Source organism: Novosphingobium sp., assembly GCF_036733805.1.
In the GTDB taxonomy this organism is placed as follows: domain Bacteria; phylum Pseudomonadota; class Alphaproteobacteria; order Sphingomonadales; family Sphingomonadaceae; genus Novosphingobium.
In genome coordinates this window covers 32,844-51,916 of sequence record NZ_DAIMZT010000016.1, presented here as the reverse complement: position 1 = coordinate 51,916, position 19,073 = coordinate 32,844, and the positions used below count along the sequence as shown (strand labels likewise).

Here is a 19,073-nt window from a genome sequence, read left to right as displayed (position 1 = left end):
GGAACAGCGAGAAATCGAAGAAAGCCCAGAACCAGCCGACGAAGAACATCACTTCCGAAGCGATGAACAGGATCATGCCATAACGCTGATGAAGCTGCACCACGGGCGTATGATCGCCAGCATGCGCTTCCTTGATGATCTTGGAGAACCACATGAACATCGAAGCCAGCAGAACCGCCATGCCGAGCCAGGGCACGAAATGGCCACCCGGCAACTTGTGCATGAACAGCACCATGCCGGAAGTGAACGTGAAAGCCCCGATCGTCGTCACCAGCGGCGCGATGTCCGGCGGAAGAATATGGTAATCGTGGTGCCTGGTTCCGGCCATGGTGCCTTCGTCCCCGTTCTCGAAACTGTTTCCCCCGCGGGTCCCCATGGCGCCGCGATTTGGTTTCCCGTGCCCTTAACCGCCCGCATTGCTCTGGTCCAGTGCCTTTGCACCGCCAGTGGCGCTCACGTGAAAAGTGTAGCTAAGCGTGAGTTCCTGAACGTCCTTGTTGTCTGGATCGTTCAGAATCGCCGGATCGATGTAATAGATCACCGGCATGCGCGCTTCCTCGCCGGGTTTCAGCGTCTGCTCGGTAAAGCAGAAGCACTGGATTTTGTCGAAATATTTGGCCGCCTGCTCAGGCTCCACATTGAAACTCGCGGTGCCGGTGACAGTTTCTTTCGAATCGTTCTTGGCCCAAAACAGCGCCATGTCACGCACGCCGATCGATACCGTGTCCGTCCGCTGCAGCGGCTTGAACTCCCACGGCATGCCGCGTTCGACATTGGCATCAAAACGCACCACCATGGTGCGCCCACTGTCCTTCACCACGGCTGCCTGCGCCTCATCGACGCGTTTGGTTATTCCTCCAAAGCCGGTGGCCTGGCAGAAGATACGGTAAAGCGGAACCGACGCGTAGCCGAGACCGAGCATCCCCAGCGCGACCAACAGGGCGATAAGGCCAACCTTGCGGTTTTTCTTTCCCCTTTGGCTGGCTGGGACGACCGGTTCCTCCATCTCGTCAGGCCATCTTGGCTATGGAAATCAGGAACACAAGGATCACGAAGCCCGCGAGGCAGAGCCCCAGCACACGATTGCGGCTCTTGCGTATCTGCTCAACGCTGCGCTGATCGCTACCGCGAGAGTCGTCCATAGCCGTTCCTCAGATCACAATGAAGCGGTCCACCACCAGGGCGGCGAACAGCGCGAAAAGGTAGATCACCGAATACGCGAAAAGCTGCTTTTCCGGCTTCATCGCATCTTCCGGCCCGCCGCGCTCGCGAAAGGCGACCCGGATCGACAGGAACAGGAACAGGCCAGACAGCACCAGCGCGGAAATGCCATAGACCGCGCCCGTGTGTTCCCCGGGCAGCCTCCAGGGCAACACGCTCAACGGCAACAGCAATAGGGCATACAAGAGAATCTGGCGCCGCGTGGACTTTTCCCCGGCGACCACCGGCATCATCGGGATGCCGACTTTGGCGTAATCGCTCTTTACGAAGAGCGCGAGCGCCCAGAAGTGCGGTGGAGTCCAGAAGAAGATAATCGCAAACAACACGATCGGCATGGCAGAGATGTGGCCGGTAGCGGCGACCCATCCGATCAACGGCGGAAAAGCGCCTGCGCCGCCGCCGATGACGATGTTCTGCGGCGTGCGTGGCTTGAGCCAGATCGTGTAGATCACGGCGTAATAAACTATCGACACGGCCAGGATGGCGGCGGCAAGCCAGCCGATCGCAAAGCCCATCAGGAACACCGAAGCGGCGCATAGCACGCCGGCGAAATCGCGAGCCGTCGTGCGATCGAGGCGACCTTGCGGCAGCGGACGCTTGGCGGTGCGTTTCATGCCCGCGTCAAGGTCAGCTTCCCACCACTGATTGAGCGCGGCGGCCCCACCCGCGCCCATGGCGATGCACAGGATCGCGGTGAAGGCCAGCACCGGGTGAATCCTGTCAGGCGCGGCGATCAGGCCGCAAAGGCCGGTGAAGATGACCAGGCTCATCACGCGCGGCTTCGTCAGCGCAAATAAATCGCGCCAGTCTGCAGGACGAGCAACCGCCAGCCCCGAGGGTGGCTGTCTGTGTTCTCCCCTCCCACTTGCGGGAGGGGCCGGAGGGAGGGCCTGTTTCATCTTATCGAATCTAACGCATGAAGGGAGGGCAACAAGCCCTCCCCCGACCCCTCCCGCTTGCGGGAGGGGAGTTTGAGGCGCCCGGTCCCGACAGGACGGGCAGGATCCTTATCAGTGGTGATGCGCTTCCTCGATGACCGGAAGCGTCTCGAACTGGTGGAACGGCGGCGGGCTCGACAATGTCCACTCCAGCGTGGTGGCGCCTTCGCCCCAGTAATTGTCCTCCGCCTTCTTGCCGGCGGTAAAGGCGTAGATGATGTTGATGAACCAGATCACAAGGCTGCTGGCCATAATCATATAGCCAACCGTCGCCACGTAGTTCCAGTGAGCATAAGCCTCGACATAATCCGGATAACGGCGCGGCATGCCCTGCAACCCGAGGAAGTGCATCGGGAAGAAAATCATGTTCACGCCCACGAAGAACACCCAGAAGTGCACATGAGCAAGGAACTCCGAGTGCATGCGGCCGCTCATCTTCGGGAACCAGTAATAGAACCCGGCGAAGAGCGCGGTCACCGCGCCCAGCGACAGCACGTAGTGGAAGTGCGCCACCACGTAATAGGTATCCTGAAGCACGTCGTCGATACCGCCGTTCGCCAGCACCACGCCCGTCACACCCCCAAGCGTGAACAGGAAGATGAAGCCGATCGCCCAGACCATCGGACTCTTGAACTCGATCGAGCCGCCCCACATCGTCGCGATCCAGGAGAAGATCTTGATGCCGGTGGGCACCGCGATGACCATCGTGGCGGCGGTAAAGTACATCTTCGTGTTCACCGGCAGGCCAGTGGTATACATGTGGTGCGCCCACACGATGAAGCCTACGACGCCGATCGCGACCATGGCATAGGCCATGCCGAGGTAACCGAACACCGGCTTTTTCGAGAAAGTCGAGATGATCTGCGAGACGATGCCGAAGCCGGGCAGGATCATGATGTAGACTTCGGGGTGACCGAAGAACCAGAACAAGTGCTGATACAGCACCGGATCGCCGCCGCCCGAGGGATCGAAGAAGGTGGTGCCGAAGTTGCGGTCCGTCAGCAACATCGTGATCGCCGCGGCCAGCACGGGCAGCGCAAGCAGCAACAGGAAAGCGGTGACCAGCACAGACCACACGAACAGCGGCATCTTGTGCATGGTCATGCCCGGTGCGCGCATGTTGAAGATGGTGGTGATGAAGTTGATCGCGCCCATGATGGAGCCGGCGCCGGCAAGGTGCAGCGCGAAGATCCCAAAGTCGACCGCCGGGCCGACCGAACCGGTGGTGGAAAGCGGCGCATAGACCGTCCAGCCCGTGCCCGCGCCCATACCGGTGCCGCCGGGCACGAAGGCCGAGAGCATGAGCGAGCAGAAGCCCGCGACCGTCAGCCAGAACGAAATGTTGTTCATGCGCGGGAAGGCCATGTCCGGCGCGCCGATCATCAATGGCACGAACCAATTGCCGAAACCGCCGATGATCGCCGGCATGACCATGAAGAACACCATGATAAGGCCGTGCGCCGTAATCAGCACGTTCCACATGTGCAGCGTGGCGTTGAAATCGTTCGGATTGTCGCCAACCAGCTTGGCGAAGAAGCCGAGATACTGGATGCCCGGCTCAGCCAGTTCCAGTCGCATTATGCCGGAGACGGCGCCGCCGATCATCCCCGCGAAGATCGCGAAGATAAGGTACATCGTGCCGATGTCCTTATGGTTCGTCGACATGAACCAACGGGCGAAGAACGCCGGCTTGTGGTCATGTGCGTGCCCGTGATCGTCCGCGTGGGCCTGAAAGTGTTCAGCGGTGGTTGCCATGTTCTGGGACCCTGTCCTTTATTCGCGCTTATTCGGCTTCGGCGGTCGCGTCAGCAGCAGGAGCCGCGGAGGCATCGGCGGCAGGCGCCGCTTCGGCGGTCGGGGCAGCGGCGGTGGGCTTTGCCTTGCCGTCGATCACGCCGCCGGGATGCGTGAGCACCCAGGCATCGAACTTGTCACGCGGAAGCGCCTCGATCGCGATCGGCATGAAGCCATGTTTGGCGCCGCACAGTTCGGAACACTGGCCGTAGTAAACGCCCGGCTTCTCGATCATCAGCACCTTCTCGTTGATGCGACCAGGGACACCATCAAGCTTGAACCACAGCGAAGGCACAGCGAATGAGTGAATCACGTCAGCCGCAGTGATCTGCAATCGAATCGGCTCGCCCACGGGGACGACCATGCGATTGTCCACTTCAAGATGGCCGGGGCCATCCCAGGGCTTGGACCCGACTTCGCGCACGCCATTGTTGATGGTCGGCTGACCGGGGACGTTCAGCATGTTGGAGACGACTTCGAAATCGCCGTTGTCGGGATAGCCGTAAGACCAGAACCACTGGTTGCCGGTAACCTTGATGGTCAGCGCGCCTTTCGGGGCCGGCTTATACTGCTTGGCAATGAGGTCGATCGAAGGGACAGCGATACCGATCAGGATCAGCACGGGAACCAGCGTCCAGATAACTTCGATCAGCGTGTTATGGCTGGTCCTGGACGCCTGAGGATTGGCGCGGCGGTTGAAACGCAGCGCCACGACGATCAGCAGACCCAGAACCAACAAGGTGATTAAGGTGATGATCGGCATCAGAATATCATTGTGCATCCACGCGCCATATTCGCCGATGCGGGAATACTGGTGCTGCAGACCGACGGCGGAATCGATCGGCATGCCGACGCCGGGTGTCGGCTTCATCGGGGTATAGCTGCCTGCTGCGGCGGCGGGCGCTGAAGCGGCGGAATCCTGCGCCCATGCTGGCACGGCCACGGCAGCAAGGATACTGATGAGAGAAAGACCGACAGCCTTTACGGACTGAATAACGGCGCTGGCGATTTTGCCGGATTTCATCGTTGTTGCGCTTCCGTTTTCTTCTGACCGAACAAACGAGTCGCCCCGCCTGAACGCACCCCTGATCCGGAGGCGAAAGCCCCCCTTCCGCCGCGGCCTATACGCGTGCTTGCCGCGTGTCTCAAGCGCCTCTAGGGGAATTTTTGACTGAAGGCGCTCCAATAGGGCGCCGATCCATGCAAATCGCACCAGGGGTATTGTTCGCAATGACCGATGAAGAGGTCCTCGCCGAATTTCGCGCCAGCAAGGCGCTGCTTGAGGGGCACTTCCTGCTTTCCTCCGGCAGACACAGCGCGCACTATCTGCAATGCGCAAGAGTGTTGATGAACCCGGACCGCGCAGCCAGGCTGGCGGTGGGGCTCGCCGCGCGGCTGCCTCATGACATTCGCAAGCAGGTCAACAAGGTCGTTTCTCCGGCGATGGGCGGCGTCATCATCGGTCAGGAGATGGGCCGTGCGTTGCAGGTGGACGCGATGTTCGTCGAACGTCCGACCGGCACTTTCGAACTGCGCCGCGGCTTTGCGCTGGAACCAGGCGACAAAGTGCTGATGGTGGAGGACGTGGTGACCACCGGCCTTTCCAGCCGCGAGGCGATCAAGGCTATCGAGGAAGCGGGCGGCGTGGTCATCGCCGCCGCATCGCTGGTGGATCGCTCGGGTGGAACCGTCGACCTGGGCGTGCCGTTCTTCCCCCTGGTCGCGCTTAACTTTCCGACTTATGCCGCTGATGAACTGCCGCCGGAACTGGCATCCACGCCTGCCGTCAAGCCCGGCAGCCGCGCGCAGTCCTGACCTTCGGGAGTTATCGTGAGCAGCGTCCTCAATCCTTCCCGCCTTCGGTTGGGCGTCAACATCGATCACGTCGCGACGATTCGCAACGCGCGCGGCGGTAAGCATCCCGACCCCGCCCGCGCCGCCGAGATCGTTGCCCGCGCCGGAGGGGATGGCATCACGGTCCACTTGCGCGAGGATCGCCGCCACATTCGCGACGAGGATCTGGAACGGGTGCAGGCGGCGACCGGCCTGCCGCTCAACTTGGAAATGGCCGCGACAGACGAAATGGTGGCGATCGCTCTGCGCCACCTCCCCCATGCGGCCTGTATCGTTCCCGAGCGGCGCGAGGAGCGTACGACCGAAGGCGGACTTGACGCCGCCGGGCAGCACAACCGGCTGGCCCCGATTGTCGCGCGCCTTTCCGACGCGGGGATTCGCGTCAGCCTGTTCATCGCGCCAGAGCCGCGCCAGATCGAGGCCGCAATAAAGCTGGGCGCTCCGGTGGTGGAGTTTCACACCGGCGAATATGCCCATGCCGAAGGAGACCAGGTCGCAGTGGAGCTTAAACGCATCACTGACATGGCCGCGCTCGCCGCCAAGAACGGTATCGAACCGCATGCGGGCCACGGCCTGACATACGAGAATGTGCAGCCGGTCGCCGCCATTCCGCAACTCGCGGAATTGAATATCGGGCATTACCTGATCGGGGAGGCGATCTTTTGCGGGCTTGAAGCCAGTGTGCGCAAGATGCGCGACTTAATGGACGAAGCGCGGTGAAGGCTACGCCGCTCCTTCTCCCGTCCGCAGGAAGATCGGCCGCATGATAATCGGCCTCGGCTCCGACTTGTGCAACATCGAGCGGGTTCAAGCTTCGCTGGACCGCTTTGGCGAACGGTTCGAAAACCGGGTGTTCACGGATATCGAGCGGGCCAAGGCCAATCGCCGCCCCTTCACCAAGGCTGGAACATTGGCCAAGCGCTTCGCCGCCAAGGAGGCTTTCTCCAAAGCTGTCGGCACCGGCTTCAAGGCGGGTGTGTTCATGAAGGACATCGGTGTAGTCAATGCCCCTTCCGGTGCGCCGACATTGGCATTGACCGGCGGCGCGCGCGAACGGCTGGACGCGCTGACACCGGAAGGTCACGAAGCCGTGGTTCACCTGACGCTCACGGACGATCATCCATGGGCGCAAGCCTTCGTCGTCATCGAAGCCCGTCCCCTATCCGCCGACAGGACCTGAGTTGCACCCGATCATGACTGATACCGCCACGCCGTCACGCGCCGAGACCGGGCACGGGAGCGCCAAGCCCGAGAAGGTCAACTGGTGGCAGGAGCTGCGTGGTCTCGCGCTCATGCTGCTGGGGGTTCTCGCGTTCCATTCCTTCATTGCGAAGCCGTTCTATATCCCCTCGATCTCGATGATGCCGGGATTGCTGGTGGGCGATCGGCTGGTGGTCTCCAAATATCCCTACGGCTGGAACTGGTCCTCGCTGAGCTTCCACCTGCTGCCTCGCGGCACGTGGCGAATACTGGGGCGCACGCCGCAATATGGGGACATCGTCATCGTCGTGCCGGGCAATCGCAAGGAGGACCTGATAAAGCGGGTGGTAGGACTGCCTGGCGACCGCATCGCAGTGGTCGACGGGCGCATTAGGATCAACGGCAAGTTCATCAGACGGGACACCGAGCCCCCCGTAAGAATCCCCGCCGACGATTCCCTTCAGTGCGACGGGCAGCAGCCCGGCCATTGCTACGATGGTTTCGAACAGTTCCGCGTTCGCCTGCCCAATGGGCGCGAAGTTTACGAACTACCGACTTACCGCGAGACGTTGCCTAACGGCGCGACCTATCAAGTGATCGATTATGTCGACCAGGTTCTCGACAATTATGCCGAGATCACGGTGCCCGAAGGCCATGTGTTCCTGATGGGCGACGACCGTGACCGGTCCGCCGACAGTCGCGCGCCGTTCGACACCGATTTCCTGGGCAACCCCGGCGGCGGACTGAACGGACCGGTTCCCCTTTCCGACATTGGCGGCCGGGCCGAGTTCATTACTTTCTCGCTCGACGGCACGCAGACCTGGAACCCGCTGAGCTGGTGGAAGGCGATGCGCCCCGGCCGCGCTTTCACCAGCCTGCGTCCCGCGATCGAACCGGCCCCGGCGCGAACCGCAGCCTCCTCCTCACCAGGCGAGCGCTGAAATTGAAGCGCTGCCGTCTGGCGAGATTATGCCGCCGGAGATAATATGAAATCGGATCGTCAGTGGGGAACATGGACGTGGCCCAAGGCGTATTAATCACAACTGGCGCGCTGCTCTTTCGCGATGCTCTGCCGCAAGGGGGCGTATTGATGGGGCTGGACCTGGGCACGCAGACCATCGGCACCGCGTTCTGCGACGGCGGCTGGCGCTTCGCCTCACCCGGCAAGACGCTGAAGCGAGGCAAGTTCGGTGCGGACAAGGCCGTGCTGGAGGAACTGATCCGTCAGCGTGCAATCATGGGAATGGTCATCGGCCTGCCGTTGAACATGGATGGCTCGGAAGGCCCCCGTGCACAGTCAAGCCGCGCTTATGCCCGCAATCTGGCAACACTCGGCCTGCCCATCCTCTTGTGGGACGAGCGCTGGTCCACCACCGGCGCGGAGCGCGGTCTCATCGAACAGGACATGAGCCGCGCAAAGCGCGCCGAACGCATCGATTCGGCAGCAGCGGCGGTGATCCTGCAAGGCGCTATCGATGCGTTGGCGGGCGGCCTGTTCTGAATAACGGGGCCGCCCGCGTCATTCCATCGCACATCAGGCTTGCTGGCGCGCTGTCCGCAGCACCACGACCAGACCGGGATGGTCTTCGGCGAAAATCCCGTTGCCCAGCACGATCCGTTTGGCATCGGCGCGGGCGCGATCGAGAACTGCTGATGGCACCCCCGCCTCCGCCGCGATGACATCGGCGGAGCCAAGCAATCGCGCCTCGCGCAACGTCAGGTCTTCGGGATCATCGCTGCGCAGAGTGATCTCCACTCCACCTCCGGGATCAGACCTGGCGCTCTGAAGCCACTGCTGAACACGATCGGGGCCAATATCTGACAACACATCTAGGGGACCGCCGGGGCCCAACGCGATATCCAGCGCGCGGCGGCGCTCCCCGGAATCGGGAAAGCGTATGCGAAGCACGTCCCGCGCCTTTGCCAGCGCCGTTGCGAGCCCGCCCAGCGACGCCGGCATGATTTGCTCCAGCCGCAAGCGCAACTGCTTGGCGAGACCTGCTGACGCGCCGGCCGTGCCGATGGCGACAAGAACGGGGGAACGATCAAGAAGCGACGGCACGGTAAAATCGCACAAGGAAGGACGATCGGCGGCATTGACGAGCAGGCCCGCCCCCCGCGCGCGCATCGCCTCCGCTTCGGCGATGGCATCATCCTCATGCACAATGAACGCCAGCCGCGCGCCCTTTTCAATCCCCTCACGCAAATCGGCGATGACCACGCCGCCCGCCCGCTCGACCAGGCGCCGCCGCGCTTCGGCCACGTCGCCGGCGCCCGAGACCACCACGGGTTGGCCGGCAATGCGATGAAACAGGGGCAGGCTTTCAATCATGCGGCAGCGCCGATGTGGTTCGCGAAACGCAGCATATCGCCTTACAAGCTTAAGGCAAATCCAACCACTCAGGCACTTGCTCGGCGGCAAGGATAGTGGCCGGCTCGATGCGGTTGGCGACAAGCGCCCATTTATCGCCGTCAACCATGACCTCGGGCACCAGCGCACGTGAATTGTAGGTATTGGCCATCGTCGCCCCGTAAGCGCCGGCGGTGCGGAACACCGCAAGATCGCCGGCTTTCACCGCGTCGATTGTCCGCGTCAGGGCGAAAGTGTCGGAACTTTCGCAGATCGGGCCGACGATGTTGGCGATCATGCTCTCGCCGCTTGGCCTCACGGCCACGAAATCGTGCCATGCGTCATACATCGCCGGACGCGCGAGATCGTTCATCGCTGCATCGACGATCACCCAAGGATGGTTGGCCCCCTGCTTCACGCGCACCACTTCCGTCACCAGAACACCCGAATTGCCGGTAATCACCCGGCCTGGCTCGAACATCAGCGTGGCATCCCAGTCCCCCGCGACCTCGGCCACCATCGCGCCATAATCGGCAGGCGTGGGCAATTGCTCTCCCGCTTTGTATGGCACGCCCAGCCCGCCGCCGAGGTCCATGTGCGTGACGGCAAGGCCCCGTCCGCGCAGCGCCTTCATCAGCTCGCCCATTTTCAGGAAAGCCTGCCGCGACGGTTCCAGATCACTGATCTGGCTGCCGATATGCACGGCCAGTCCTCGCATCTCCAGTCCCGGCAATGCGGCGAGGCGCGCATAGATGTCCACCGCGCGATCATAAGCCACGCCGAACTTGTTCTCCGCCTTGCCGGTTGAAATCTTCGCGTGAGTGCCAGCATCGACATTCGGATTGACCCGCAGGGCGCAAGGGGCGGTCCGTCCCATTGCGGCGGCGATTTCCGCCAGTTCGGCCCCCTCTTCCTCGCTTTCGAGGTTGAACTGGCCGATGCCCGCTTGCACCGCCGCCTTCAGTTCCGCGCGGGTCTTGCCCACACCGGAAAAGACGATGTCCTGCGCCGCAATGCCGGCGGCCAGCGCGCGGTTCATCTCGCCCTCGGAAACGACATCCGCCCCATAGCCTTCCTTTGCCAACAGGCGCAGCACAGCCAGGTTAGGATTCGACTTCACGGCGAAGGCGATATGCACCTTCGGCAGCGCCGAGAGCGCTTCGCGAAATACCTGGGCGTGGCGGACAAGCGTGGCGCGCGAGTAGACGTAAACGGGCGTGCCCACCTGGCGGGCGATTTCGGCAAGCGACACGTCTTCGGCATGAAGCTCGCCGTTCCTGAGTTCGAAATGGTCCATGGATCCTGTCGGGTATTATTGGGACGGCGAGTTATCGGGCTGGCGCGCTTCGGGCGGCGGCAGATCGAAGGGGTCGTCTTCGCGCGGCTCTGAACGCGTGCGCAGTTCAACGCTGCGTTCGGGAATGGCGATCGTGGGCGGTTCCATCAATTCGACCGCCTGCGGTTTCTGTGACCGGCCGTAAGGCGCGGGCGGGAGTTGCTGGCCCGGCTTCAGCCCCAGCGCCGAGCGCTGACCGCAAGCCGCAAGCGCGAGAAGCAGTACGAGAGCGGAAACCTTGCGCATTCGGTTCACTCCAATCCAAGCGCGGCGCGGGCTTCGGCCACGCGCAGGCGCACCTGCTCAGGCGCAGTGCCGCCATGGCTCTTGCGCGCGGCGACGGAAGCCTCGACCGAGAGCGCTTTGAATACGCGCTCATCGACGCGGCTGTCGATGGCCTTGAGATCCGCCAGCGGCAACCGGTCCAGCGCCACCCCCCGGCTCTCCGCCAGTTTGACGGCAGCGCCGGTGATGTGATGGGCCTCGCGGAACGGAATGTCGCCTTCGCGCACCAGCCAATCGGCAAGGTCGGTTGCGGTGGCGAAACCCAGCTCGGCGGCGGCGCGCATGCGTTCGGTGCGAAACGTCGTTTCGGTGACCATGCCTGTCATTGCGGCGATCGAGAGGGCCAGCAGCCCGGCAGCTTCGAACACCGGCGGCTTATCGTCCTGCATGTCCTTCGAATAGGCGAGCGGCAGGCCCTTCATGGTCATCATCAGGCCAGTCAGGCAACCGACGATGCGCCCGGCGTGGCCGCGCACCAGCTCGGCCGCGTCCGGATTCTTCTTTTGCGGCATGATCGAGCTGCCGGTGGACAGGCTGTCAGGCAGGGCCACGAAACCGAAGGGCTGGCTCGCCCAGATGATGAACTCCTCCGCCAAACGCGAGAGATGCAGCGCGCATTGGCTGGCCGCCATCAGGTAATCGAGCGCGAAATCGCGGTCCGAGACAGAATCCAGACTATTGGCGGTCGGCGCATCGAAACCCAGTGCCTGGGCCGTCATTTCCCGGTCGATGGGAAAACCGGTCCCGGCCAGCGCCGCACTGCCGAGCGGGCTCCTGTTCATGCGTTTGCGCGCATCATGAAAGCGCGACCGGTCGCGCCCGACCATCTCGTAATAGGCCATCAGATGATGGCCCAGCGTGACCGGCTGCGCGGTCTGGAGATGCGTGAAACCAGGCATGATGCTGTCCGCATGCTCATCGGCGCGGGTGACGAGCGCCACTTGCAGCGCCTCCAACCCGGCATCGACCTGATCGATCGCATCGCGCACCCACAGGCGAAAATCGGTGGCTACCTGATCGTTGCGCGAACGTGCGGTGTGCAGACGCCCCGCCACCGGGCCGATCAAGTCGGCAAGGCGGGACTCGGTGGTCATATGAATATCTTCGAGGTCCCAGTTTTCCGGCACCCCGTTCGCGTCGTACTCGGCGGCAACCTGATCGAGCCCGTCGCGGATCGCCACGGCATCCTCGTCCGAAACTATGCCGCAGGCGCCCAGCATCGCGACGTGCGCCTTGCTGGCGGCGATGTCCTGTCGCCAGAGCGCCTTGTCGAAGGGAATCGAGGCGTTTATCTCGCGCATAATCGCTGACGGCCCCTGCGCGAACCGTCCGCCCCACATCTGGTTGGAGCCACCCGCCTTGTCTGTTTCCGTATCGCTCAAATCGCTGGTCCTGTGTTCACTTGGCGGGGCCGTGACCCTGCTGGCTGCCGGTTGCGATAGGCAAAGCGGGGAAAAGGCGCAACCGCAGCCTTCGCAAGCCGTAACCGAAAGCAGTCTGCCCACGCCCGCCAGCGGCACGGTCAACCGCTCGCACAAGGGAGATCCGATCCCCCCCATCACCCTGGTCGACAATACCGGCGAAACCCTCGACCTTACCTCGTTCAAGGGGAAGCCGCTGCTGATAAACCTCTGGGCAACCTGGTGCGCCCCGTGCATTGCCGAAATGCCCACGCTCAACACGCTGATCGGCAAGGAAAAGGAACTCGGCATCACCGTCCTGCCGATCTCGCAGGACATGGGCCAGGACGCCAAGGTGCTGGAAATCCTGCGCCGCCGCAAGCTTGACATGGTCGAACCGTGGATTGACGAGAAGGGCGATCTTGGCTTCAAATACGGCGGCAACCTGCCGGTAACGGTGATGTTCGACAGCCAAGGCAGGGAAGTCTGGCGCTATTCGGGCGGCAACGATTGGACCTCCCCGGAAGCAATGAAGCTGATCGCCGAAGCCAAGTAAACAACACGCCCTTCCCGGCCCGCGAACACGATCGGCATTCACGCCGTAAAGCCCCTTGCGCAAGGCCCCGAGCCCCGGTAAAGGCGCCCCCTGCCCGCCGTTCGGCCCGCCTGAACAGCACCAGGGCGCCGCTTTAGCTCAGTTGGTAGAGCACATCATTCGTAATGATGGGGCCACAGGTTCGAGTCCTGTAAGCGGCACCACTCCTGTAAACCCGCGGAAAAGCTATGGTTATCCAAATGCCATAGGGGACTTATCTGAGAACCGATCAATCTGGTCTGATGCGGAAGCCGGCGGGGCTGTGAACCGCTCAATCAACAACGCAGAAAATCACACCATTCCGGCTTGACTTGTTGGATAATGTTCTTGAAATGTTCTCACCTCATTGCAGAGGTGATGCGGCATGATCGAGATATCAGAAGAGGAATGGCGCCGCGCCTTTCCGATATGGTTGCGTACAGGAAGATTGCCGCCCTATTTCAAGGACGATGAGATCGAGTGCAAGTTCAATCGTTGGCATGACCGTGAAAATGGGCGTTTTACATTTGCCGGCAAAGGACGATACCACGGCGGGGGCGGGGGCTTTAACGGTGGCGGGGCGACAGGGACGTGGCAACGCTCGCAGCCAAAACGCGTTCCCGCCAATCAAAAGATATCCTCAGCCACAATCGTCCCTCCTGGTCAGCCGACTCGTAGTGGTTTCGCGCGACCTGTCGCTGCCTTAGAGGCGCCATTTCGGACGGTCCTTCGCAACGGCTACACTTACCAAATCGACTCGCGAGAGCGGACGCGGCGCGTTTCCGGTGCGTTGACAGTTGCGGATGCGCCCATCCGCTCCAGAACGTCGCAAAGGCAGGCGGGCGGAGTGGAACGCCGGACAAGTGATGACGGCGGCCATTACGTTGCGGCGCGCTTCAATGGGCCGACCAAGGCGTTCAACCACTTTGCGCAGGACGCCAACTTCAATAGGGGCGGCTATCGCGTGCTCGAAAATGAGTGGGCGAGAGACAAGCATGCTGGAAGGGCTGTCACGGTCAAAATTGTTCCGCTGTTCGCCGGCACATCCGTTCGACCATCGGCAATCGACGTGTGGTGGACGGTCGATGGCAACGAAAAGAGCCTGAAATTTCTCAACGAACGATCGGAGAAATCCCATGGCAAATGACGAAGCCGAGGAACTGCTGAACGAGATCGGACGATTGCTGGCGGAAGATCGCGAATATCCGTTCGAACCCACGCTGCTCTATGCCCAGCTCGATCGAAACATGGTTGGTGAAGCGATTTTCAAGGAACTCGGCAATCAGATTTTGTATCGGCGGCCGGTCATTGAAGGGTTGCCTTACGCGCTTCTCGATCTGTGGGAAGCGCAGGAGGGCGATGATCGGTGGACGGAGATCGAGTATCTGGTTCGCGACGGCCGGTTTGAAGTAGCATATATTTATCCTGATGCGATCGATCCTGAAGAAGATGTTGTGGAGCGTCGCGCGCGTTCGGTTCGGCGGCACTTCGGCGAAAAGCCGATCGTATACCCCCCCTGGCCTCCCGAAGACGACTTTCCAGAATATGGCATATAGGTCACATCATGATTGGTCGTTTAGTTGATCGGCTCGCGCTCGACCGCAAACAGCAATGATACCGCAGCCAGACCTATGACGGCCCATCGGGCGAAGCGCTCAGTCAACAAAAGGAAGACCTCCGCCGCTCATCGCCCCCTTCGATGGAATAGATCGCGTCATGCCACTTCAAACAGGCCCGCCGCGCCCATGCCGCCGCCCACGCACATGGTCACGACGACGTAGCGCACGCCTCTGCGTTTCCCTTCGATCAAGGCATGCCCGACAAGCCGAGCGCCGGTCATGCCATAGGGATGACCGACAGAGATCCCGCCGCCGTCGACATTGTAGATATCGGGGTCGATGCCGAGAGCGTCGCGACAATAGAGCGCCTGACAGGCGAACGCTTCGTTAAGCTCCCAAAGGCCGATATCTTGGGTATCGAGCTTGTGGATAGCCAGAAGTTTTGAAACCGCGCCAACCGGGCCGATGCCCATTTCCTCCGGCGCGGTTCCGGTCACGGCCATACCGCGATAAATACCCAGCGGATGCAGTCCTCTCTTCGCGAGCCGGAACCCTAGTTAAGATCAAGGTAGGGCGACATGCTGGGCGTATGGACCGAACCCGTGACCGCGCAACTGATGATGACTTTCTTCATGGTATGGACTCCCGGCCTCCAGTCCGATGGGCGGCAGCCGTGAAAGCCAGCCCAATTCCGATTATTCAGTACGCTTCGATCGCGCCCAGCTCCGTCTCGGGGGCACCGGGCCTTCTGTGACCCCAGGACCAGGTGCGCCGCTCATAGCGGTCCTTGGCCCAGGTCCGCTCATCAACGGTGATTGAGCCCCAGCCGATCTCCAGATTGAAAGGCGCCGGCGTAGCCGCATAGAGCGAGATCACGCCATCAGTGGGATGGCGGCCAAGATCGCGCTCGATGGTGTAAGCGTCGGCGATCAGGCGGTCGCGAATCGATCCGAGATCGTCGAGAGTGGCCACTTCGATCATGATGTGATCGATCCCCGGACGACCAGATGGGACCTGCGCCATGGCCAGCGTATGATGGCGGTCTCCGGCCCTCAGGAACACGACCGGCAACTGGCCCACATCAGCGATTTCAGTGAGCTTCAGGCCGAGTGTCGTCTGATAGAAGGCCATGCTTCTGGCGATGTCGGCAGCAGCGAGAGTCACATGGCCCATTCCATTGTCAGAGGCGATGAAAGTGACATATTCAGGCGAACGGAACGGCTTGCGGATCGTCGTGCACGCGCTCCAGTAGAGTTCGCCGCGGTTGCCGTCCGGGTCCTCGAACTCGGCAAGCTGCTGTACGTTATGAAAGTGCGCGAGATCGGGGCGCATCCGGGGTCGTGCTCCGGCCTGCTCCAGCCGCTGAAGGATCGCCTGGAAATCATCAGGGGAAGCCGCCTCCCAGCCTACAGCGGACAACCGCTCGGCCTCGCCTTCGCGCAGGATGATGCGCGCCCATCGATCGGCGTCCATGCGTAAGCCGGTCGCCTGCTCACGCGCGTCGATTTCAAAGCCGATAAGCCTGGCGAGCCGCAGCCAGGACGGCCTGTCCGCGGTCTCAATCTCCAGATAACCGATTTGCGTGACGGCAGGCTGCAAGTCCCTCTCCTTATGCCTCTCCATAATAGATTATACGTCTAATCATTAGACGTAAAGTTTGAGAGTTTCCTTGGCCCGCAATTTATGGTGATGGAGACTGATCGAGATGGAGATTGAACAGCCGATGTCGGAACCGAACGTAGAAGAAGAGCGTAACGCACACGATCGATACCGTAGATCGCCTGGTCGGCATGCCGGCGACTTACGGCATGACCCTGTCGTTCCGCAATTAGGTCGGACCGTACATTCCTCGCCAAGTTGGAGCGCGGCTTGGACCATAAACACGCAATGGGGTCCGGCGGTCTGCCGGAATATCGGGCGGAACTCTTTTCGCCCGATGCCCTGCGTGATCCTTTCGCGCATTATCGGCACATTCGGGATCTGGGACCGGCGGTCTACCTACCCCAATATGATATCATCGCATTGGGCGCTTCACAGACGTTCAGGACGCTCTCCGAAGGCCGCATGTCCTGATTTCCGGCGCGGGCGTGGGCTTCAACGCCCTGACCAATCACCAAACCGAAGAGCGCGGGGTGCTCACCTCAGACGGCGAGCGTCACCGGCGGCTGCGCAGCGTTATCCAGCAACCATTTATGCCCTCCGCCCTCAAGGAACGGCGGGCCATGCTAAAGTCTCTTATGGACGCCCAGGTCACCTCTCTCGTGGGCCAGGATACTTTCGACGCCGTGCTCGGCCTCGCCCGGCACCTGCCGGTCGGCGCTATCACAATGCTGGTCGGGCTGGCAGATGAGCATCGTAGAAAAATGCTCGATTGGGCGGCGGCGTCATTCAACACGGTGCGCCCGTTCGACCTGGATGCGCTTGATCCAGAAATCAAAGACGATCTCGCATTGCTGGCGGAATTGCGCGAATATTTCGCCGCGGTTGATCCTTCGACCCCGGCGCCCGGATCGTGGTCGGCGATGCTTTTCGACGCTGTGTCCAAAGGCAAACTCACCGAATCGGAAGCACGTGGCGCGCTACGATCGTATGTTATTCCCAGTCTGGACACGACAATCTACGCCAAGGCCAATCTGCTATACAACCTGGCAAGCGCCCCGGACCAATGGCGGATGCTCAAGGAAGACCGATCCCTGATCCCGTCCGCGGTACTTGAAGGCGTCCGCTACAGCGCGGTCGCGCGGTGGTTCGCACGGGTCGCCGTCGAGGATTATGCGGCAGACGGAGCGGTCATTCCCAAAGGGCGCAGAGTAATGCTCATGTACGGATCGGCAAACCGGGATGAGCGTCATTATGCGGATCCGGATCGTTTCGACGTGACCCGAAATCCCGTTGACCAGCTGGGATGGGGAACCGGACCGCACATGTGTTTGGGCATGCATTTGGCCAAACTCGAAATGGAAGTGCTGCTCGAAAGCCTGCTGGAACGGGTCGAGCATCTTGAAGCCGATGCGCCGACAATCGGTATCAACGCCGGGCTTTATGGGATCGACAGCTTGCCCATGCGCCTGCCCGCAACTGCGGGCACAGTCTGATTGAAATGTTGCCAAAAAAGCCAGGTCTACTCTGGCCGAAAGAATCACTCCTCCCAATCCAGCTGCCGCAGCACTTCCGCCGCCACTTTCGGTGCGCAGGCGAAGTCTAGGTGGCTGCAGCGGATCGCGACCGCTCGGTCGCGTTCTTCCGGCCAGCCGCAGGCGGCGCGCGGGGCGATGATGCCGTCTCGCGGGCTCCACAAGGCGACCGTGGGAACCGGCGGCTTCACGGAGAAATCGCATTCGATCGGCGGCTCATCCACGGAATGGCCGGTGACCACCTGGTAAGCGCGCCAGGCGTTGTTGGCGCGTGGATCGCCGGAAAACGGCGTACCCAAGGTGATGACCTTAGCGACCATATGCGGCTCTCTCCGGGCGATCTCACGTGCGAAAAGGCCGCCCAGGCTCCAGCCCACAAGCGCGACCGGCGCTTTATGCATACGGGCGATGGAGCCGACCCGCCGCATCAGGAACATAAAATTGTGCTGATTGGGCCCTAGGTTGAAGCCCAGCCCCCATTCATGGACCTGGTGCCCGGCCGCGGCGAGAGCATCAGCCATCGGCTTCATGCGGCGAGGGTGTGAACCGAAGCCCGGCAGCAACATCACCGGCATCGGATGAACGGCGGGCGCGATCTCCGGCCCCTTGCTCCGCCCGCGATAGAGAGAGCGCAATTCGGCGAGCATGAGTTGCAGTGGCGGCTTGGCGATCCCGGCCGGATGAGGCTCGCGCGCGAAAGCGGCCCTCCGGGCGATCGCCTCGCGCAGGGAAACTGACTGTTGCCACCAGGTGGTGCTCACTTCTCCTTGCTCGCCTTCCGTCCGCGAAATCTAACTCACGACACGCAGTCGCCCACGCGCTCACTCTTCATATGCATCGTCATCTGCATATTGCCCATTGGTTGTTTCCCGCCCTTGACATCCATGTCGACAGTCACGTCCGAACCATTGGGCGTCACCATGCCTTTGATCGTCATCCTGGCCGAACCTTCCTGCGCCTCTGCGCAGTCCATCTGGGCATCGATCTTTCCGCCGCTGACGTCAAATCGCGAATACGAGCATTGGTTGCCTTTGCCGACATCCTTGAACATGTCGCGAAAACCCTTTTCCGTATCCGCCTTGGTCAGGCAGATGACATTTTCGCGCTTGGCCGACATCATCTTCTTCATCTGGTCAGCGGCCTGCGCGGGCATGCCCGGCACCGCGAAGCGCGTGATCTCCACCGCCTGCCGGTATTGCCCCGGTTGCGGCCGCTCGAGCTGCGCGGCTTCCTTCTTCACTTCCTCCATCGGCTGAGGGCCGGACGCCTCCGCTTGAGGTTCCTTCTTGTTGGAGCCGCAGGCTGAAAGAAGAAGCGTCGCACTCGCGAGACCCAGGCTCATCGCCGTATTCCGAACAAACTTGCGCATATGTCGAAACAACCTCTTTATCGCCTGTCAGGCCGCGACGCAGGGCTAACACCGCCCTT

23 protein-coding genes, 1 tRNA gene and 1 pseudogene are annotated in these 19,073 nt (G+C 61.7%); 11 read left to right on the top strand and 14 right to left on the bottom strand.

Translation table 11 applies throughout. The features are described from left to right. The 6 genes from V7D69_RS06130 to coxB all read right to left on the bottom strand — a co-directional run. Nucleotides 1-328, bottom strand: a 328-nt coding sequence (locus V7D69_RS06130) for a cytochrome c oxidase subunit 3 (protein ID WP_333605348.1), incomplete at its 3' end; no start/stop codon positions are given. A 75-nt stretch (nt 329-403) separates the two neighbouring features. Next, nucleotides 404-1,006 carry a cytochrome c oxidase assembly protein gene (locus V7D69_RS06125; RefSeq protein ID WP_324064389.1) on the bottom strand — a complete coding sequence of 201 codons (603 nt, stop codon included), beginning with the start codon at nt 1,004-1,006 and terminating at the stop codon, nt 404-406. Between the two features lie 4 nt (nt 1,007-1,010). Then, nucleotides 1,011-1,142 (bottom strand): hypothetical protein, encoded by a 132-nt coding sequence (locus tag V7D69_RS06120; RefSeq protein ID WP_324064388.1) that lies wholly within the window; start codon nt 1,140-1,142, stop codon nt 1,011-1,013. A gap of 9 nt (nt 1,143-1,151) precedes the next feature. Further along, entirely contained in the window at nt 1,152-2,120 is a 969-nt protein-coding gene (locus V7D69_RS06115; RefSeq protein ID WP_324064387.1) for a heme o synthase, read from the bottom strand. Between the two features lie 111 nt (nt 2,121-2,231). Then, nucleotides 2,232-3,914 (bottom strand): cytochrome c oxidase subunit I, encoded by a 1,683-nt coding sequence (ctaD, locus tag V7D69_RS06110; protein WP_333605347.1) that lies wholly within the window; start codon nt 3,912-3,914, stop codon nt 2,232-2,234. Nucleotides 3,915-3,942: 28 nt separating this feature from the next. Continuing rightward, entirely contained in the window at nt 3,943-4,977 is a 1,035-nt protein-coding gene (coxB, locus tag V7D69_RS06105; protein WP_324063025.1) for a cytochrome c oxidase subunit II, read from the bottom strand. Nucleotides 4,978-5,183: 206 nt separating this feature from the next. Between coxB and pyrE the strand changes: the two genes are divergently transcribed. From pyrE to ruvX, 5 genes are all read left to right on the top strand, one after another. Beyond that, a complete protein-coding gene (gene pyrE, locus V7D69_RS06100) occupies nt 5,184-5,768 on the top strand; it encodes an orotate phosphoribosyltransferase (protein WP_333605350.1) in 585 nt (194 codons plus the stop codon). A 15-nt stretch (nt 5,769-5,783) separates the two neighbouring features. Then, nucleotides 5,784-6,527, top strand: a complete 744-nt coding sequence (locus V7D69_RS06095) for a pyridoxine 5'-phosphate synthase (RefSeq protein WP_324063027.1) — start codon at nt 5,784-5,786, stop codon at nt 6,525-6,527. A gap of 43 nt (nt 6,528-6,570) precedes the next feature. Continuing rightward, a complete protein-coding gene (gene acpS / locus V7D69_RS06090) occupies nt 6,571-6,987 on the top strand; it encodes a holo-ACP synthase (RefSeq protein WP_324063028.1) in 417 nt (138 codons plus the stop codon). Between the two features lie 13 nt (nt 6,988-7,000). Beyond that, nucleotides 7,001-7,948 (top strand): signal peptidase I, encoded by a 948-nt coding sequence (lepB, locus tag V7D69_RS06085; protein WP_324063030.1) that lies wholly within the window; start codon nt 7,001-7,003, stop codon nt 7,946-7,948. 71 nt (nt 7,949-8,019) lie between these two features. Then, complete coding sequence (gene ruvX / locus V7D69_RS06080; protein ID WP_324063043.1) at nt 8,020-8,508, top strand: Holliday junction resolvase RuvX; 489 nt, start codon at nt 8,020-8,022, stop codon at nt 8,506-8,508. 33 nt (nt 8,509-8,541) lie between these two features. On the opposite strand, the gene V7D69_RS06075 is transcribed toward ruvX, so the two are convergent. From V7D69_RS06075 to argH, 4 genes are read right to left on the bottom strand one after another with little or no spacing between them, the layout of a single operon-like run. Further along, a complete protein-coding gene (locus V7D69_RS06075) occupies nt 8,542-9,339 on the bottom strand; it encodes a precorrin-2 dehydrogenase/sirohydrochlorin ferrochelatase family protein (protein ID WP_324063032.1) in 798 nt (265 codons plus the stop codon). A 49-nt stretch (nt 9,340-9,388) separates the two neighbouring features. Next, nucleotides 9,389-10,654, bottom strand: a complete 1,266-nt coding sequence (lysA, locus tag V7D69_RS06070; RefSeq protein ID WP_324063034.1) for a diaminopimelate decarboxylase — start codon at nt 10,652-10,654, stop codon at nt 9,389-9,391. 15 nt (nt 10,655-10,669) lie between these two features. After that, entirely contained in the window at nt 10,670-10,939 is a 270-nt protein-coding gene (locus V7D69_RS06065; RefSeq protein ID WP_324063036.1) for a hypothetical protein, read from the bottom strand. Between the two features lie 5 nt (nt 10,940-10,944). After that, the gene (argH, locus tag V7D69_RS06060) at nt 10,945-12,318 is read right to left on the bottom strand and encodes an argininosuccinate lyase (protein WP_324063045.1); all 1,374 of its coding nucleotides are present in this window, start codon (nt 12,316-12,318) and stop codon (nt 10,945-10,947) included. Nucleotides 12,319-12,337: 19 nt separating this feature from the next. Here argH and V7D69_RS06055 point away from each other — a divergent pair, with 19 nt between their 5' ends. The 4 genes from V7D69_RS06055 (at nt 12,338) to V7D69_RS06040 (ending at nt 14,508) form a co-directional block, all read left to right on the top strand. Continuing rightward, a complete protein-coding gene (locus tag V7D69_RS06055; protein ID WP_333605346.1) occupies nt 12,338-12,934 on the top strand; it encodes a TlpA family protein disulfide reductase in 597 nt (198 codons plus the stop codon). Nucleotides 12,935-13,061: 127 nt separating this feature from the next. After that, a tRNA-Thr gene (locus V7D69_RS06050) sits at nt 13,062-13,137 on the top strand. Between the two features lie 200 nt (nt 13,138-13,337). After that, nucleotides 13,338-14,099 carry a DNA/RNA non-specific endonuclease gene (locus V7D69_RS06045; protein WP_324063038.1) on the top strand — a complete coding sequence of 254 codons (762 nt, stop codon included), beginning with the start codon at nt 13,338-13,340 and terminating at the stop codon, nt 14,097-14,099. Next, a complete protein-coding gene (locus tag V7D69_RS06040; RefSeq protein WP_324063039.1) occupies nt 14,089-14,508 on the top strand; it encodes a hypothetical protein in 420 nt (139 codons plus the stop codon). Before V7D69_RS06045 ends, V7D69_RS06040 begins: the two co-directional genes overlap by 11 nt. 158 nt (nt 14,509-14,666) lie before the next feature. Here the strand turns inward: V7D69_RS06040 and V7D69_RS06035 are convergent. Beyond that, nucleotides 14,667-15,050: pseudogene (locus V7D69_RS06035) on the bottom strand (acetyl-CoA C-acyltransferase); the annotation flags it as partial. A gap of 160 nt (nt 15,051-15,210) precedes the next feature. Further along, entirely contained in the window at nt 15,211-16,110 is a 900-nt protein-coding gene (locus V7D69_RS06030) for a VOC family protein (protein WP_333605345.1), read from the bottom strand. A gap of 270 nt (nt 16,111-16,380) precedes the next feature. On the opposite strand from V7D69_RS06030, the gene V7D69_RS06025 reads away from it, so the two are divergent. Both V7D69_RS06025 and V7D69_RS06020 read left to right on the top strand, forming a co-directional pair. Continuing rightward, a complete protein-coding gene (locus tag V7D69_RS06025; protein ID WP_333605344.1) occupies nt 16,381-16,584 on the top strand; it encodes a hypothetical protein in 204 nt (67 codons plus the stop codon). Nucleotides 16,585-16,733: 149 nt separating this feature from the next. Next, entirely contained in the window at nt 16,734-17,606 is an 873-nt protein-coding gene (locus tag V7D69_RS06020; protein ID WP_333605343.1) for a cytochrome P450, read from the top strand. Nucleotides 17,607-17,650: 44 nt separating this feature from the next. Here the strand turns inward: V7D69_RS06020 and V7D69_RS06015 are convergent, their stop codons facing one another. Then, nucleotides 17,651-18,406 carry an esterase/lipase family protein gene (locus V7D69_RS06015; RefSeq protein WP_324061138.1) on the bottom strand — a complete coding sequence of 252 codons (756 nt, stop codon included), beginning with the start codon at nt 18,404-18,406 and terminating at the stop codon, nt 17,651-17,653. A 35-nt stretch (nt 18,407-18,441) separates the two neighbouring features. Continuing rightward, nucleotides 18,442-18,987, bottom strand: a complete 546-nt coding sequence (locus V7D69_RS06010) for a DUF3617 domain-containing protein (RefSeq protein ID WP_324061137.1) — start codon at nt 18,985-18,987, stop codon at nt 18,442-18,444. Nucleotides 18,988-19,073: the final 86 nt, after the last annotated feature.